The sequence below is a fragment of the Streptomyces sp. NPDC058678 genome, assembly GCF_042714835.1.
GTDB lineage: Bacteria > Actinomycetota > Actinomycetes > Streptomycetales > Streptomycetaceae > Streptomyces.
Genome location: NZ_JBHXSG010000117.1, coordinates 1 through 14802 on the forward strand (window position 1 = coordinate 1; position 14802 = coordinate 14802).

The 14802-nt window shown below is 70.8% G+C and carries 12 protein-coding genes and 1 pseudogene; 7 read left to right on the forward strand and 6 right to left on the reverse strand.

Going from position 1 to position 14802, the window contains the following annotated elements; translation table 11 throughout:
* Positions 1 to 244 precede the first annotated feature (244 nt).
* The 3 genes and pseudogenes from ACFWWR_RS46410 (at position 245) to ACFWWR_RS46420 (ending at position 1218) form a co-directional block, all read left to right on the forward strand.
* Positions 245 to 370: a hypothetical protein gene (locus ACFWWR_RS46410; protein ID WP_384310400.1), complete on the forward strand. Its 126-nt coding sequence runs from the start codon at positions 245 to 247 to the stop codon at positions 368 to 370.
* A 408-nt stretch (positions 371 to 778) separates the two neighbouring features.
* Positions 779 to 928, forward strand: a pseudogene (locus ACFWWR_RS46415) (FAD-dependent monooxygenase); the annotation flags it as partial.
* 26 nt (positions 929 to 954) lie between these two features.
* The gene (locus ACFWWR_RS46420; RefSeq protein ID WP_383877571.1) at positions 955 to 1218 is read left to right on the forward strand and encodes a BTAD domain-containing putative transcriptional regulator; all 264 of its coding nucleotides are present in this window, start codon (positions 955 to 957) and stop codon (positions 1216 to 1218) included.
* Positions 1219 to 1794: 576 nt separating this feature from the next.
* Here the strand turns inward: ACFWWR_RS46420 and ACFWWR_RS46425 are convergent.
* Positions 1795 to 4416: an AMP-binding protein gene (locus ACFWWR_RS46425; protein ID WP_384310403.1), complete on the reverse strand. Its 2622-nt coding sequence runs from the start codon at positions 4414 to 4416 to the stop codon at positions 1795 to 1797.
* 299 nt (positions 4417 to 4715) lie between these two features.
* Here ACFWWR_RS46425 and ACFWWR_RS46430 point away from each other — a divergent pair, with 299 nt between their 5' ends.
* The 3 genes from ACFWWR_RS46430 (at position 4716) to ACFWWR_RS46440 (ending at position 8449) form a co-directional block, all read left to right on the forward strand.
* A complete protein-coding gene (locus ACFWWR_RS46430; protein ID WP_383877560.1) occupies positions 4716 to 5765 on the forward strand; it encodes an iron ABC transporter substrate-binding protein in 1050 nt (349 codons plus the stop codon).
* Positions 5766 to 5861: 96 nt separating this feature from the next.
* Positions 5862 to 7400: an ABC transporter permease gene (locus tag ACFWWR_RS46435; RefSeq protein ID WP_384310405.1), complete on the forward strand. Its 1539-nt coding sequence runs from the start codon at positions 5862 to 5864 to the stop codon at positions 7398 to 7400.
* Positions 7397 to 8449 (forward strand): ABC transporter ATP-binding protein, encoded by a 1053-nt coding sequence (locus ACFWWR_RS46440; RefSeq protein WP_384310407.1) that lies wholly within the window; start codon positions 7397 to 7399, stop codon positions 8447 to 8449. Before ACFWWR_RS46435 ends, ACFWWR_RS46440 begins: the two co-directional genes overlap by 4 nt.
* Before the next feature lie 465 nt (positions 8450 to 8914).
* On the opposite strand, the gene ACFWWR_RS46445 is transcribed toward ACFWWR_RS46440, so the two are convergent.
* Positions 8915 to 9139, reverse strand: coding sequence for a hypothetical protein (locus tag ACFWWR_RS46445; protein ID WP_383877573.1), 225 nt, complete (start codon positions 9137 to 9139; stop codon positions 8915 to 8917).
* A gap of 219 nt (positions 9140 to 9358) precedes the next feature.
* On the opposite strand from ACFWWR_RS46445, the gene ACFWWR_RS46450 reads away from it, so the two are divergent.
* Positions 9359 to 9904, forward strand: coding sequence for a hypothetical protein (locus ACFWWR_RS46450; RefSeq protein ID WP_383877577.1), 546 nt, complete (start codon positions 9359 to 9361; stop codon positions 9902 to 9904).
* 142 nt (positions 9905 to 10046) lie between these two features.
* On the opposite strand, the gene ACFWWR_RS46455 is transcribed toward ACFWWR_RS46450, so the two are convergent.
* From ACFWWR_RS46455 to ACFWWR_RS46470, 4 genes are all read right to left on the reverse strand, one after another.
* Positions 10047 to 10793, reverse strand: coding sequence for a phosphotransferase family protein (locus ACFWWR_RS46455; RefSeq protein ID WP_383877565.1), 747 nt, complete (start codon positions 10791 to 10793; stop codon positions 10047 to 10049).
* Positions 10794 to 10865: 72 nt separating this feature from the next.
* The gene (locus ACFWWR_RS46460; protein WP_383877575.1) at positions 10866 to 12365 is read right to left on the reverse strand and encodes a fused MFS/spermidine synthase; all 1500 of its coding nucleotides are present in this window, start codon (positions 12363 to 12365) and stop codon (positions 10866 to 10868) included.
* Between the two features lie 642 nt (positions 12366 to 13007).
* The gene (locus tag ACFWWR_RS46465) at positions 13008 to 13841 is read right to left on the reverse strand and encodes a GNAT family N-acetyltransferase (protein ID WP_383877567.1); all 834 of its coding nucleotides are present in this window, start codon (positions 13839 to 13841) and stop codon (positions 13008 to 13010) included.
* Between the two features lie 52 nt (positions 13842 to 13893).
* Positions 13894 to 14673 carry an inositol monophosphatase family protein gene (locus ACFWWR_RS46470; protein WP_383877569.1) on the reverse strand — a complete coding sequence of 260 codons (780 nt, stop codon included), beginning with the start codon at positions 14671 to 14673 and terminating at the stop codon, positions 13894 to 13896.
* Positions 14674 to 14802 lie beyond the last annotated feature (129 nt).

Here is a 14802-nt window from a genome sequence, read left to right on the forward strand (position 1 = left end):
ACCGCCGGGCCGCCGGGCCGCCGGGCCGCCGGCGCCGAACGCCGCACGACGCCGGGGCACATCCCTTTTGCGCGAAGGGCTTCCCCGGCGTCCGACCCGGTGGGCGGAACGGGCGTCGAAGTCCTCGCGCCACCGCGTGGGACGGATGGGCCCACCGGACGGCCGTAGCCCAAGGCAGGCCCTACACAGGCGATATGAGCCGCAGCCGAGATGAGACCACCGCCTGTGATCTGCCCGGCAGCCTGTGCACGCCCTGCCCAAGCTCCAGCACACCCATCCTGACGACGTGGGCCGGATCGGGCCGCTCGCCGGACCGGGCGGGCTGCTGCCCTTCGCCGCAGCCACCGACATCGTCCTCGCGTATAGCTGACCGGCGCGGGGGTGATGCACCGGGGCGGCAGAATCACGCGGCAGGTCGCCTACTGGGACGGACGACACAATCCCGTAGTGGAGCTGTGCCGCCTGGCAGAACAGTGCCCCCACAGGTTCGGCGGGGAAACCGTGCGGCAGGTCCTGCCCGTCAACTCCGTCCCTGCCGACGAGTGCATCGAAACACAGGCAGAAAGCCTTCCGGCTCTCACGGGTCGTCTGCCCGGCGCCCAGGGTGTGTTCATTCGGTCCGTACGGGCATGAGGGCACGTCGTCTTCTGGTTTCTCCTCTGCTAACACCCCGCTGGCACGATCTGTCGATGACGGAGAAAGCAGATCTCCTGCGTTCGGCCGAGGAGTCGAAAGTGGCTCAGCGTAACGAACTACTGGCGTCAAGGGGACGAAAGTCATGGACAAGAACGAGGCCGTGCTGGTCGGCAGTGGCTCGACCGGGCTGCTGTTCGCCAGCGATCTGGCTCTCGCGGGAATTGCTGAGGTGGTGCTGGGCAGACTGCCTGAGCGCCGAGTCCAGGGCAAGGCGCTCAACCTGCAGCCGCGCACCGCCGAGGTCTCGCCCTGCCCGACCTGCTCGCCGACGCGCTCTCATCGGCGGCCGACCTCGCCCTGCAACTGCACCAGTACGGCGACGCCGTCCGCCTGTGCGAACAGGCAACCGCGATCGACCCGCTCCGCGAGGTGGCCTGGCGTGTACGGATGCGCGCAGCGAACGCGCTGGGCGACGACGACGGCGTCCTCACGGCGTTCCAGGGCTGCGAGACAGCACTGGCCCGGATCGACGCGACGCCTTCTCCCAGCACCCGCAAGCTGCTCAAGCAGCTACAGCGGTAAGGCGTTTTGTGCGTTGCCGACATCGGGTCATGGACACGGCCGACGTCCTCCACCGGTGAACCGGCGGCGGGCGGTGTCGCGGTCAGCGCATGCGTGGCAGGGCCTTGTCCGGGTGCGCGGTCTGCACGTACTTCACCGCGGGGCCGGGGTGAATGCCGTGGAGCCCCGCCGGCCGACCCTTGCCGGCCGCACCAGCGTCGCCGGAATCATGACCACACCGTTTGCACGCACCGCCACTGCTCTCGCCACTCGCCTCCCACGCGGGCCTGCGAGAACGCTGTGGTGACCGGCGTCGTTCCTGGCGGAGGTGCCGGGCCACCGCACCTCGCCGCTGGTATGCCCAGAATCCCGGAACGTACTGCAATCTCACCAGCCGTGACATCGACCGGGCTCCGCTCACCTCGGCGCCAAGGGCCCGATCAAGGGACTGACGCGAGGGCTTGCTTTCGTTCCTCTTCCCCGTGCCCATAGGAGTTGGGTTCGGCGAGGGGCAAATTGGCCCGGGACGCACTCAAGGGTCCAACGCGTGGGGCGGCTGCCGATCGAAGGAGTGGAAACGAGCCCTCAGCGCCTCCGTCACCGGACTGGCCGAGGTAGCGGCGAGAGCCGCCGTGGGCGTTTCCTGGCGAGCCACTCGGGCACGCGCCGCATCAGGTGCGTGGACACGGCCCCGTAGACCACGCCGAACACCAGCGAGACCAGCAGCGCCAGCACCGGCGAGTAGTCCCGGATGTGCGGGTAGACATGGAAATGGGTGAGGTAGATGTACAGCGAGCTGCCCGCCAGCACCCCTGCCACTCGGTTGACCAGGTCCAGGCTCGGCAGCACGGGTACCCAGATCAGCAGGGCCAGGCCCGCCACGACGAACGAGGTCCGCAGCGGCTGCCCTCCGGGGAACAGTCCCGGCACGGTGAGCAGCAGGACCGCCGTCAGCGGCAGCCGCTGCGGCGCCGTACGGGCCCGCGCCGCCGCCCAGCCCAGGGCGAACAGGAAGAACACCACGGTAGGGCTCAGATGGAACCGGACGTGCGCCAGTCCCAACGGGTCGTAGCGGCCGATCACTCCGAGCCCCACCAGGCCCAGCGCGAAACCGAACGGGCTGCGCCGCTCGGCCCGGTCCAGCAGGGGAACGGCCAGCAGCGCGGTCAGGGCGGTCAGGAAGTACACCAGCGCCTCGACGAACCAGTACCGCCACTCGGGATCCGAGTTGTCCTGGTCCAGGAGACTGTTGGCCAGCACCAGGTTGGCGAGGTCGTACTCGCCGGTCAGCACCAGAGCAAAAGCGATCCACAGCACGCTCGGCACGGCGACGCGCAAGATGCTGCGGCCCAGGCCGCGCACGCGCCGACGGCGCTCGGCTTCGCCGAGGTGGAAGCGCGCGAAGTTGAACCCCGCGACGCCGAGCAGGACATGCGCGCCGCCCTGGACGAGGAAGACCGGTATGTGCGAGCCGACGATGAGGACGATCCCGATGGCCCGCAGGGCGATGCCGGTCTCCAGTGTGCGCCGCCGGCCCGCCGGAGGCGTTACGCGCCGCGGGGCGCAGGACCGCAGGGCGTGGAGTGGGGTGGCGTGCCAGTTGGCCGGCAGTGTGCCGAGCGCCTCTTCCAGGCGCAGTGACATCTCGACGTAGGAAAGGGAGTCACCGCCCAGGCTGACGAAGCTGCTGTCCCCGGTGACGTCCGCACGGTCGAGGATCTCGGCGTACAAGCGGCACAGATCCTCGGTCGTCGCTCCGCCGACCCGCACGGCTGGGGCGCCCGGCGGCGGTTCCTGCGCGGTGCGGGTCATCCGCCGTACGGCCTCGTAGTCGGGCTTGCCCGTGGCCAGCCGGGGGAGTTCCGCCACCACCTGGACTCGGATGGCGCGCACCGGCAGTCCGCACTCGCCTGCGGCCAGGCGTCGCACCCGTGCAGCGTCCACATCCGCGCGGTCCGCGCCACTGGTGGCGTTCCCCGTCTTCGTCCTCGCCACGGCCACGGCCACGGCCACGGCGAGAGTGTCGTCGTCCCCGGCGCAGTACGCGCGGACACCGTGCCGCTCCAGCATCGCCTCCACCCGCTGCGGGTCTATGCGGAGCCCGAGGATCTTCGCGAACCGGCTGCGCCGCCCCACGATCTCGTACAGTCCGTCGGGCGCGCGTCGGGCGAGGTCGCCCGTGTGGAGTTCCTCCACGGTCCGGCCGAGGCCCAGGTCGGCCGGGCTCTCGGCGTAGCCCAGCATGACGTTCGGCCCCGAGTAGACCAGCTCACCGGTGTCCGGCTCGTCGTGCCCGTCCGGCCCGTCCAGTGGCTGGAGGCGGAAGGAGCCGCCGGGGATGGGCACTCCCACGGCCTGCGGACGCTCGGCCGCCAGCTGGGGCGGCAGGTAGGCCATCCGGGCCGTGGCCTCCGTCTGCCCGTACATCACGAACAGCTCCCAGCCCGCCTCGCGCCCCAACTCGGCGTACCGGATGACGCGTTCCGGAGCGAGCCGGCCCCCGGCCTGGGTGACACGGCGCAGGTGCGGCAGCCGCATCCGTTCGAAGCCGACCCGGTCGAGCAGGTCGAACGTGTACGGCACCCCGGCCAGCGACGTGCCGCGGGCGGCGCGGAACTCGTCCCAGAAGGCGGGGTCCGACACCGACCGGTCCGTGAGGATCAGCCCGGCGCCGCGCAGCAGGTGGCTGTGGAGGACCGACAGGCCGTAGCAGTAGTGCATGGGGAGGGTGGTGGCCGCGCGGTCGGTGCCGGAGATGCCGAGGTAGGCGGCGATGGACTCGGCGTTGGCCTGCACGTTCTCGTGGGAGAGCCGCACCAGTTTGGGTGAGCCGGTCGAGCCGGAGGTGCTCAACAGCAGCGCGAGGTCCGGGTGCAGGGTGTGGGCGCTGGCGCTGCGGCGCTCATCGAGGGTCCACGTGCCGTGTCCGTCGGGCCGGGCCACCACGTCCGGGTCGTACGCGGCGGTCAGGGCGCCGATCGCGCTTTCGTTGTCGCCGGGGACGAGCAGGACGGGGTGGCCCGCGGCGAGGGCAGCGAGGTGGACGACGAGGGCGTCGGGCCGGTTGGCGCCCGCCAGGAGGACAAGTCGGCGTACGGGTCCGAGGCGTTCGGCGGTGGCGGCGACCCGTTCGGCGAGTTCGCGGTAGCTGATGTCGCCCGTCCGCGTGTGGAGTGCCACGCGGTCGCCGTGGACCGCCAGGTCGCGAGCGAGCGGCACACCGTGCGGCCGTGGGGGGCGTTCGCCGGGCGGGCGTACGGGCGGTTCCGGAAACGGGACCGAGAGAGGACGCGGGGACGGGACGGCGGACGGAACCGAGAGCGGCTCTGGCGGCGAGATCACGGGCGCGCAACCTTTCTGCGGCAGCGTCCGCAAATAGCACAGATCCCTTGACGCTTAGGCAAGGTTTACCTTATTCATAGCATGTTCACAGTTGGCTTGAAAGTATCGATCCGCCGCTTGCTGACCGACGACGCGACAGCGGCGTAAAGGCGAGCCACGCAGGAAGGTTCCTCACCATGCGACGCCCCTCGGCTCGCCGGATCATCGCGCTCGCCGCGGCCGGATTTCTACTCCCCGTCCTCGCCGCCTGCGGCTCTGACGACAAGAGCGGCTCGGCGGAGAGCGACGACTCCGCCGGCCTCGTCATCTACTCCGGCCGTAACGAGAAGCTGGTGAAGCCGCTCCTGGACAAGCTGCAGAAGGCGATCGGCGCCAAGGTCGAGGTGCGCTACGGCGACAGCGCCGAACTGGCTGCCCAGATCCTGGAGGAGGGCGACCGCACCAAGGCCGGACTGTTCTTCTCCCAGGACGCCGGCGCCCTCGGCGCCCTCTCCAAGGAGGGAATGCTGACCAGGCTGCCGCAGGCCACCCTCGACAAGGTGGAGACCAAGTACCGCGGCGGCGAGGGTGATTGGGTGGGGCTGTCGGGGCGGGTGCGTGTCATCGCGTACGACCCCGACAAGGTCACCGAGGCCGAGGTCCCGGACAGCGTCCACGACGTGGTCAAGCCCGAGTGGAAGGGCAAGGTCGGCTTCGCGCCCACCAACGCCTCCTTCCAGACCTTCGTCACCGGCATGCGAGTACTGGAGGGCGACGACGCCACCCGCGAGTGGCTCGAGGACCTGAAGGCCAACGGCGCCAAGACGTACGCCCACAACCTCGCCACGCTTGACGCCGTCGAGGCCGGCGAGGTCTCCCTCGGCCTGGTCAACCACTACTACTGGTACGAGCGGGTCGCCGAGAAGGGCGAGGACAAGGTCGACGCAAAGCTCCACTTCCTGCCCGGCAAGGACCCCGGCGCCCTGATCAACGTGGCCGGGGCGGGCGTCCTGAAGGACGGCGGCCAGCGTGAGACCGCTCAGAAGGCCGTCGACTTCCTGCTGTCGAAGGAGGCGCAGACCTACTTCGCCGACACGACGAAGGAGTACCCGCTGTCCGCGGGCGTCACCAGCACCGTCGAGGACCTGCCGCCCTTCGACTCGCTCGAGGGACCCGACATCGACCTCGGCGAACTGGACTCCCTCCAGGAGACGCTGGCCATGCTGCAGGACGTCGGACTGGTCTGATCCGCCGTGCGCACACCGCGATCCGCACCGCGTCCGGCCGGAGCACCTGCCCCGGCCGGACGTGAGGGCGTCCCCACCAGCAGCGCACTCAAGGCCGTGCGCAGGACACGAGCGTTCCGTACCGGATCCGGGCGGAGGCCGCCCCTGGTCCTGCTCCTTCCCGCCTGCGTCGCGGCCCTCTTCGCCCTGCTCCCGCTCGGCTACCTCGCCGTCCGCGCCCTCGAACGCGGCCCCGGCTACGCCTGGGACGTCGTCGCCGACGAACGCACCCTGCGGCTCCTGGGCCGCAGTCTCGGCCTCACGGGGGCCGTCGCCGCCGCCTGTCTCGTGCTCGGCGTCTCCCTGGCCTGGCTGACGGTGCGTACCGCCCTGCCGTGGGCGCGCGCATGGTCGGTGCTGGCCACGATGCCGCTGGCCGTGCCCAGTTATGTCGCCGCCTTCGCCTGGCTGTCCGCCGCCCCGGAGGTCGCCGGGTTCGGCGGAGCCGCGCTGTCGCTGACCCTGGTCAGCTTCCCGTACGTGTATCTGCCGGTCGCCGCCGCGCTGCGCGGTATCGATCCGGCGCAGGAGGAGGTTGCCCGCTCCCTCGGCCACGGCCCGCTGCGTACGTTCGTCCGCGTCACCCTGCCCCAACTGCGACCGGCGGCCGCGGGCGGCGCCCTGCTCGTCGCGCTGTACGTGCTCTCCGACTTCGGCGCCGTCTCACTGATGCGGTACGACACCTTCACCCGGGCCATCCACACGTCCTACCGCGCCTCCTTCGACCGCACCCCGGCCGCCGCGCTCAGCGTCGTGCTGGTGGTGATGACGGTGGCACTGGTCGCCGCCGAGGCCAGGACGCGGGGGAGGGCCGGGCACGCCAGGACCGGAACAGGCGCCGCCCGACCGGCCGTTGCCCTCGCACTCGGGCGGTGGCGGTCCCTCGCCCTGCTGTGGTGCGCGGCGGTGGCGGCCGTCGCCGTCCTCTTCCCGCTCGGCACCCTCGGGTACTGGCTGACCGCCGGCAACTCGGCCACCTGGGACCTGGCCGGGCTCGCGGAGGCCGCCTGGGCCACCTTCGGGGTCGCCGCCGCGGGCGCAGCGCTGACCACCGTGCTCGCCCTGCCCGTCGGGGTCATCGCCGCCCGCCACCGGGGACGCGGCGCACGGCTGCTGGAGCAGGCCGCCTACGCGGGACACGCGCTGCCCGGCATCACCGTCGCCCTCTCCCTCGTCTTCTTCGCCGTGCGGTACGCCTATCCGCTGTACCAGCGACTCCCGTTGCTGGTCTGCGCGTACGCCGTGCTGTTCCTGCCGGTCGCCGTGGCCGCCACCCGCGTCGCCGTGCTGCAGGCGCCACCCGTGCTGGAGGACGTGGCCCGGTCGCTGGGCCGGCGGCCGCTGCGCGTGCTGCGCGAAGTCACCGTGCCGCTGGCCGCGCCCGGCGTGGCGGCCGGGGCAGCGCTCACCTTCGTCGTCTGCATGAAGGAACTGCCCGCCACCCTGCTGCTGCGCCCCACCGGCATGGACACCCTCGCCACCCGGCTGTGGACCGAGACCGGCTCCGGGTCCTTCGCGGCGGCAGCCCCGTACGCCGCCGCGCTGATTCTGCTGGCCGCCGTCCCTTCGTACCTCCTAGGCAGGCACCGCACATGAACGACCTCCACGTCCAGGGGCTGACCAAGGCGTACGGCCCCGCGGCACCCGTTCTCCGGGAGCTGGACCTCGCCGTGCCGGGCGGCGCCCTGGCCGCCGTGCTCGGACCCTCCGGCTGCGGCAAGACCACCCTCCTACGCATCGTCGCCGGGTTCCTGCACGCCGACTCGGGCACGGTCACCGTCGGCGGACGGACCTTGACCGGTCCCGGCGTCCACCTGCCGCCGGAGCGGCGGCGCATCGGCATCGTGCCGCAGGAGGACGCCCTCTTCCCGCACCTGAGCGTGGCCCGCAACGTGGCTTTCGGTCTGACCGGCCTGGAGCGGGCCGAACGCCGCCGCCGTACGGAGGACATGCTCGACCTCGTCGGGCTCGCCGGATACGGCGACCGGATGCCGCACGAGCTCTCCGGCGGCCAGCAGCAGCGCGTCGCCCTGGCCAGGGCACTCGCCCCGCAGCCCCAACTCGTACTGCTGGACGAGCCGTTCAACGCGCTCGACAGCGCACTGCGCGCGGGAGTACGGACAGATGTGCGCGCCGCCCTGCGCGCGACCGGGGCCACGGCGGTGCTGGTCACCCACGACCAGCAGGAGGCCCTGTCGACCGCCGACCTGGTCGCGGTCGTACGGCAGGGCCGGGTCGCCCAGTGCGACACCCCCCAGGCGCTCTACCGGCGCCCTGCCGATCCCTGGATCGCCGGGTTCGTCGGCGACGCCGTCCTGCTCCCCGGCACCGTCGACCACGGCGGCGCCACGGCTACCACGGCCCTGGGCACCGTGCCCCTCGCCGCCCCGCCCCGAGGCTCCCGGTCCGGCACGGTGCTGCTGCGCCCGGAGCAACTGCGGCTGACGGAGACGGAAGCGGGCAGTGCGCGGGGCACGGTGACCGATGTGTGCTTCTACGGCCACGACGCGAAGGTGACCGTGGCTGTGACGGGGCTCGACACCCCGGTCGACATCCGCGTGGCGGGCCCGCTGTCGGTGCGGCCCGGCGAGGAGACGGGCATCGGCATCACGGGCGAGGCCACGCTCCACCTGAGGCGGGAGTGATCCCACCCCCCTACTCGTGGGTTGCGGGCATCAAGGACGTCATCGCCGCACGGCAGGCCGGGCGGGGTGGCGCCACCGGCCGGCGGCGTCGCGGGCTACGTCGACGCCGACTTCCACCGCCAGCTCGGGTTCCACCAGCGTGACGTCCAGCGTTTCCCGGCTGCCCCACCCGGCGGAGAACGACCAGCCCGTCCAGGGATGGCCGCGCCGGGCCAAGCGAGCAGGCCGGCGAGCCTGCCGCCGGCCGCCGGGGTGAGGTTGCTGGTGCGGCCCGTGTATCGCAGGTGTCCGTCGTCGTATCTGCCGAGCAGGAGTGTGTGGGGAGCGGCGAGGGCGCCGGTGACCGCGCCGACGCCCGCCTCGGCAGTGTGGCGCGCCCTGTACTACAACCAGCCCTTCACCGAGGCCGATGGGCGTCATCGTGCCGTTTGAAGACCACACCTTCCATGCCGACGGCTGTCCAGGTCAGCCATTCCTCCATGGTGCCTGGGGCGGTGGTCGACGGGCACGCGCCCGCGGGGCGCTGAGCCGGCTGGCGGTGAACACGGACTCGAGTGCGGCGCGGCGGCGCCGGTAGGGCCATCCCGTGGTATCCGTACCGGACACGCGCAGCAGGTCGAAGGCGACGAAGTGCACCGGCCACTCGGCTGCGGCCCGGACCGCGCCGCGGTGCTGCAGGCGCCCCTGCAGCCGTTCGAAGGGCCAGTCGGCCTTCCTCCCACACGACGAGCTCGCCGTTTATGCGAACTGCTACAGATGTCGCAAGAGGGGGTGCCAGTCAGGGCCATCACCGCAACAAGGTTGACTCAGGCCGTCAGGGTCAGAGGCCGCAATTCCGTTTACTCCGTGCCCCCTCGTCGCGAGAGAACTCGGGAGCGTTCGTGGGCCGGTCCCCGGACAATGATCGGCATGACGTCCCTCCACTCCAACCCGCTCTTCGCCCGCCTCGCCGATGCCGAACGGATCGTCGTCGCAGGCGCGGGTGGCGGCTTCGACTGTGCCAAGATTTTGGCTATGCGACAGTTCGCAGAGGAACCCGAACTCGGCACCGGTGCCGAGCGGGACGGCGGGGCTCTGCTGATGGGTGTGCTCGTCGGTTCGGCCCTCGGCCCCTTCGTCCAAGCCCTCGCCACCAGGCTCGGCGACGACGTGTACGCCAAGATCGGCGACCTTCTCAGACGGCGACGTCCGGGCGGGGCCATCGCCTCGCCCGAACCGGACGCGGGGAGGGACGGGACGGTCGTCCTGGCAGACCCGCAGCAAACGATCGCGATCCGGCTCCCCTGGCGGCTCACTCCTGAGCAGGCCCGCGAACTGGCCTGGGTCCGCCTTCCCAGCTCCGTACCGGGGCAGTGGCTGCTGGTGCAGCGCACCGCCGACGGCGCCGAGTGGCAGATCGTCGCCGGAGTCAGACCACCGGACGCCCTCGACGTGCGACCCACCGACCAGAGCTGAGTCGCTTGCTCGGCACGCTGCCCAAGCCACGAGCGGCGGCGTGGCTCACGGCTCGCCCTGCATCGGGCTGAAGCCCGATGCACTGCGAATGAATCCCGGTAGCAGTCGGGCAGGGACCCGCACGCTGCCCGCCCGCGCAGCCTCACATCCGGGATCTCAGCACGTCGACTTCACAGCCCGGCGCGAACGGGTCGAAGCCGTGCTCGATCAGCCAGCGAACCGCCAGCAGGCTTCGCAACGACCACCACGCGTGGATCACGTCGAGGTCGATGTCGGTGCCGTAGCCGGCGACGACGTCGTCGAGATGCTCCTCGTGTCCGAGCGTGAAGGTGGCGAGGTCGTACAGGGCATCACCCTGGCCCGCCTCGGACCAGTCGATGATGCCCGTGATCTCGTCACCGTCGACGAACACGTGAGCGACCTGCAGATCGCCGTGCGTGAACATCGGAGTCCACGGCCGAAGCGCGGCCTCGGCGACCTGGCGGTTGCGGGTGACCAGGGCAGCGGGCAGGACGCCGTTCGTCACGAGCCACGTGCACTGGCCGTCGAGATCCGCCGCCAACTCGTCGAGGCCCCGGCCGCCCCGGCCGGGCCAGGGCGGCAACGGCGCGTTGTGCAACTTCCAGATGGCGGCACCCGCCGCGGCCCACGCCGCCGGCGACCCGGTCGACGGCCCGCCGAGGCGCCCAAGCGTCGTCCCCGGGAGTGCGGCGATCGCGAGCACGGGCGGCTTGCGCCACAGGACCTGCGGTGTCGGGACCGGCGCGAGGGACATCGCCTCGACCTCGACGTCGATGCGCGCCTGATCGGCGTCCACCTTCAGGAACACGTCACCGACGCGCAGGGTCACGCGTTCGGAATGGGCGACGACGACTTGGACCTCATCCATGGGCGCCCGGTATCCCGGGGTGATCGTCGATGTCGCAGGGTCTATCGCGTGCGATTGCGCGGCTGTGTCCGGTCACTGGCTGCTGGGTGCCCTGTAGGGCTGGAGGAGTTGGTCGACGGGTGCGTAGTCGTCGGTGAGCGGTTGGGCATTGCCGATCCAGGAGGTGAGGTTGTTGCCGGTGGCGATCTTCCAGCCGGTTTGCCGGGCGTCCAGCGCTTCCTGGGTCGTGTTCAGGTCGACTGGTCGGTTGGAGGCGAGCACCACCAGATTGCCGCCATGGGAGGTGGCGGTCGGGTCGAGGCCGATATCGGCGGGTTCGCCGACGAGGGCTACGTGCTCGAAGGTCTCGCTGAGGGTGGCTACTTCGGCACGTGCGAAGGCCAGACCACCGTGATCGATGAGGTTGGCGACGTACAGGCCGTCCTCGTCGAGCACCCGCCGTACGTCAGTCATCGCTTCCACCGTAGTGAGGTGCCACGGCACGCTGACGCCTCCGAAAGCATCGCCGACGATGAGGTCACGACTGCCGGCGTCCAGTCGTCGCAGGCCGAGCCTGCCGTCCTCGACACGTACGTCGATTCCGGCTCCTGATCCCAGACCGAGTTGGTCGCGGTCGATCCGCACGACCCCACTGTCGATCTCGGATACCAGGCTCCGCGTACCGGGCCGCGTGGCCGCGAGGTAACGGGGAAAGGTGAGCCCGCCGCCGCCCAGGTGATGGGCAGCAAGTGGCTCACCTTCGGGAAAGGCGGCATCGACCACCGACGCGATGCCGCGCACATACGTGAACTCCAGGTAGGTCGGGTCGTCGAGGTCGACGTAGGAGTGCCGCACGCCGTCCAGAACGAGTGTGCGGCCGCTGCCCCGGTCGGGGTCTGCGACGACCCGTGCGCAGTGGTACCTGGTCTCCGTGTCGCAGCTACCGGGCGCGACCATGGTGGAGAGGCCGCCGGCAACGACCACGAGTGTGAGGGCAGGGGTGCTTCTCCAGCCGCGCGTTCGCCACTCAACCAGCGCCGAGCCGACCACCAGCAGTGTTCCGAGGCCGATCAGTATGCCGCTGACCGGCAACCGCGATACGAGGACGAAGCCGGTGAGGACGGTGCCGACGATGGCGCCGACGGTGCCGACGCCGGACAGCCGGCCGACAACCGTTCCGGTCTCGGCGAGGCTGGTAAGACGCAACTTGGTCACGATCGGCGTCACCGCAGAGAGCAGCGCCCCCGGCACCAGGATGGTCAGCGACGCGATCAGCAAGAGCATCGCCGGCGCCCACTCCGCAGTGGTGCGCAGCACGGCAGGGGTGAGCGCCACGACCGCTCCCGACACCCCGAGCGAGGGGCCGATGAGCCGGCGTGGATTGACCTGGTCGGCGATGCGCCCACCCAGCCAGGAGCCGAGGGCGATCGCGGTGAGGGCGATGCCGATCACCATGGTGCTGGTCTCGAGAGTGAGGCCGAGGTAAGGAGCCAGCAGCCGCAAAGCGACGATCTCGACCACCAGGACTGCGGCGGAGGACCCGAACACAAGCACGGCAGCGGCGCGGGAGCCCACGCCGTTGTCGCGGGGCATGCCCTCGGCGACAGGCGGGGAAGACGGTCCGGTCACAGGCGACATCCTTGCACGCGACTCATCTACAGACAGGAGTTGAGGGAAGCCGCCGGTCACTTTGAACCGCTCCGGGTTGCACGCTCCATCCCATGCGATGCGGCAGCAGGTCGAGACCGGCCAGGGTGTACTCGACGCCAAGCCGGCGGCGCTAGATCTCGGCGATCCTGGCCAGCGTCCAGCACTGGTCGCTCCAGCCGCACGGCCGGACCGGCGTCCAACACCGCCCCCAAAGCACGCAGTTGACCGGCATCAAGCTTGCAGCGGGCGCCGCCAGGGCTTGGAGGCCAGGGCCTGCCGACCGCCCGAAGCCAGGGCCAGACGCCAGCGGTGCACGACATCCGAGTCACCCTGAACGGCCGGGCCACCTCCCCGTCGCTGGCCCCTGCCTCGAACAAGTCAGCTGCCCCGAGCCGGACTTGCTCGCGCCGCGCCCGCTCCTCGGCCGTCGGCCCACCGCCATCGGGACACCTCGTCCCTCCGGCGCAGCGCGGCCCACACCAACCGCCACGACCCGGCGTGGCCCGCACCGTCAAAAGATCTTCCGGACCGGGAGCAAAGCTGACACGGCTCGCAGGACCGGGCACCAGCCGCATTATTCACGGGCTACGCCCGCCACAGCCAGGTGGCCCGCTCATACAACGGCTCGAAGCCGACGCGCACCATATTGCGCAGCGACGGGTTGTGTTCACCGGGGCCTTCCACGCCGGTCTCGGCGACGAGCCATCGACAGCCCTCAGCCCTGGCCGCCCGGACGCGAGCGGTGAGCAGCGCCGACTGGGCGCCACGGCCGCGCGCTTCCGGGAGCGTCGCCCCGCCGAACATGTCGGCACACTCCCCGTTCAGGAAGACGCTCCCGACCGCGACGATCCGCTCGCCCGCCCAGGCCGCGTACTGCCGCCAGTTCGCCTTGCCCACGCATGACGCGGCCATCTCGATCATGTCCGGGGTGGTGAACCCGAAAGTGGTCATCATGACCGTGGCCCACTCGCAGGCCTGGTGGGCTTCGACGACGCCGACGCGCCAACCCGGATCCAGCGCGGCACGGTCGACGGCGGTGGGCAGAGTGACAATGTCGCAGCCCAGCTTGGTGAATCGGCTGCCCTCGGTGAGGCCCAGTTTCGCGGCGGTGGCGGCCCAGTCCGGCGGCAGCAACGGCGGTGCGATCAAGAGCGAGCCCTGCGACACACCCCGCTCCCGATAGAAGTCGCACACCCGGACCAGGCCGTCGCCGGTGATCGGACCATCGACGCCGAACCCACCCGCCCGGTTGAAGAAGTGGCTCGGGTCCTCGCGGATGGCCAGCGCCCGCGTCGAGCCGACGTGCAACGAGCTGAGGCCCAAGGCCTCCCGCACGGACGTCGACGCGCTGGTCGCGAAGTCGGTATAAGCCATGATCTCGGTCAGCTCGGCAAGGCCGGGCGCCACGGTGGTCGTCATTCGTGATCATCCCGTTCGTGGCGGTGATGAGGAAGATGGATCCGGACTTCCCTCAGGCGGTGAGGACTTCCAGCGCGGCGGCGTGCACACCCGGCGCGGCGGCGAGGTAGCTCTCGTCGGCCAGTTCCCACGGTTTGCCCTCGAAGTCGGTCACGACGCCTCCGGCCTCCTGGACCAGCAGCACACCTGCCGCGTGGGACCGGACATTGTCGAACTGCCAGTGCAGGTCCATCCGGCCTGCGGCGACCTGGGCGAGCTGGTGGGTCACCGGTACGGAGACCCGTACATACAGGGCGGAGTTCGTCATCGCGGCGAAGGCGGAGCCCATCCGCTTCGCGAGCTCGGGGGCGTGACCCGGCTGGGCCTGGCCGGTCCCGGCCAGTGCGCCGTCCAACGATGTCTTGGCCGAAACCCGCAGCCGTACACCGTTGAGGAACGCCCCGCCGCCCTCGGTCGCGGTGAACATCTCGTCGAGGACCGGGAAGTAGACGACCGCCAGGACCGGGCGGCCGTCACGGACGAGGCTCACGCCGATGTTCCAGTCGGGCATGCCGTGCACGGCGTTGACGTTGCCACCGACCGGGTCGATGAGCCACCACTCGCCCGTGGCCAGCGGTCCCGATCCGTGTTCGTCGTTGAGCCAGCCCGCGCTCGGCAGGGCCTCGGTCAACGCCGGGCGCAACGTGTCGACAACGGCCGCGTCATTGGCCTGGAGGCTCGCGAGCAGTTCGGGGAGCCCGGGCTGACGGGACTGGGTGGAATAGCGGGTCATCATCCGGGCGCCGGCGTGGCGGACGGCGGCGACGGTGGCGGCAAGCGGTTCCTGGCTCATGGGATGCTCCTGAAGTTGATCGAAGTGGATCTATGTCTGGTTAAGATTTACTCTTATGCAATTGGACTTGAATCTGCTGACCGTGCTGGACGCCCTGCTCGAAGAGGGCAGCGTGATGGGTGCGGCCGA

Excerpts from the sequence above, each read along its gene's own strand:
- ACFWWR_RS46430 (WP_383877560.1), top strand. The coding sequence starts at position 4,716 with ATGCGACGCCCCTCGGCTCGCCGGATCATCGCGCTCGCCGCGGCCGGA.
- ACFWWR_RS46440 (WP_384310407.1), top strand. The coding sequence starts at position 7,397 with ATGAACGACCTCCACGTCCAGGGGCTGACCAAGGCGTACGGCCCCGCG.
- ACFWWR_RS46450 (WP_383877577.1), top strand. The coding sequence starts at position 9,359 with ATGACGTCCCTCCACTCCAACCCGCTCTTCGCCCGCCTCGCCGATGCC.
- ACFWWR_RS46455 (WP_383877565.1), bottom strand. The coding sequence starts at position 10,793 with ATGGATGAGGTCCAAGTCGTCGTCGCCCATTCCGAACGCGTGACCCTG.
- ACFWWR_RS46460 (WP_383877575.1), bottom strand. The coding sequence starts at position 12,365 with ATGCCCCGCGACAACGGCGTGGGCTCCCGCGCCGCTGCCGTGCTTGTG.
- ACFWWR_RS46465 (WP_383877567.1), bottom strand. The coding sequence starts at position 13,841 with ATGACGACCACCGTGGCGCCCGGCCTTGCCGAGCTGACCGAGATCATG.
- ACFWWR_RS46470 (WP_383877569.1), bottom strand. The coding sequence starts at position 14,673 with ATGAGCCAGGAACCGCTTGCCGCCACCGTCGCCGCCGTCCGCCACGCC.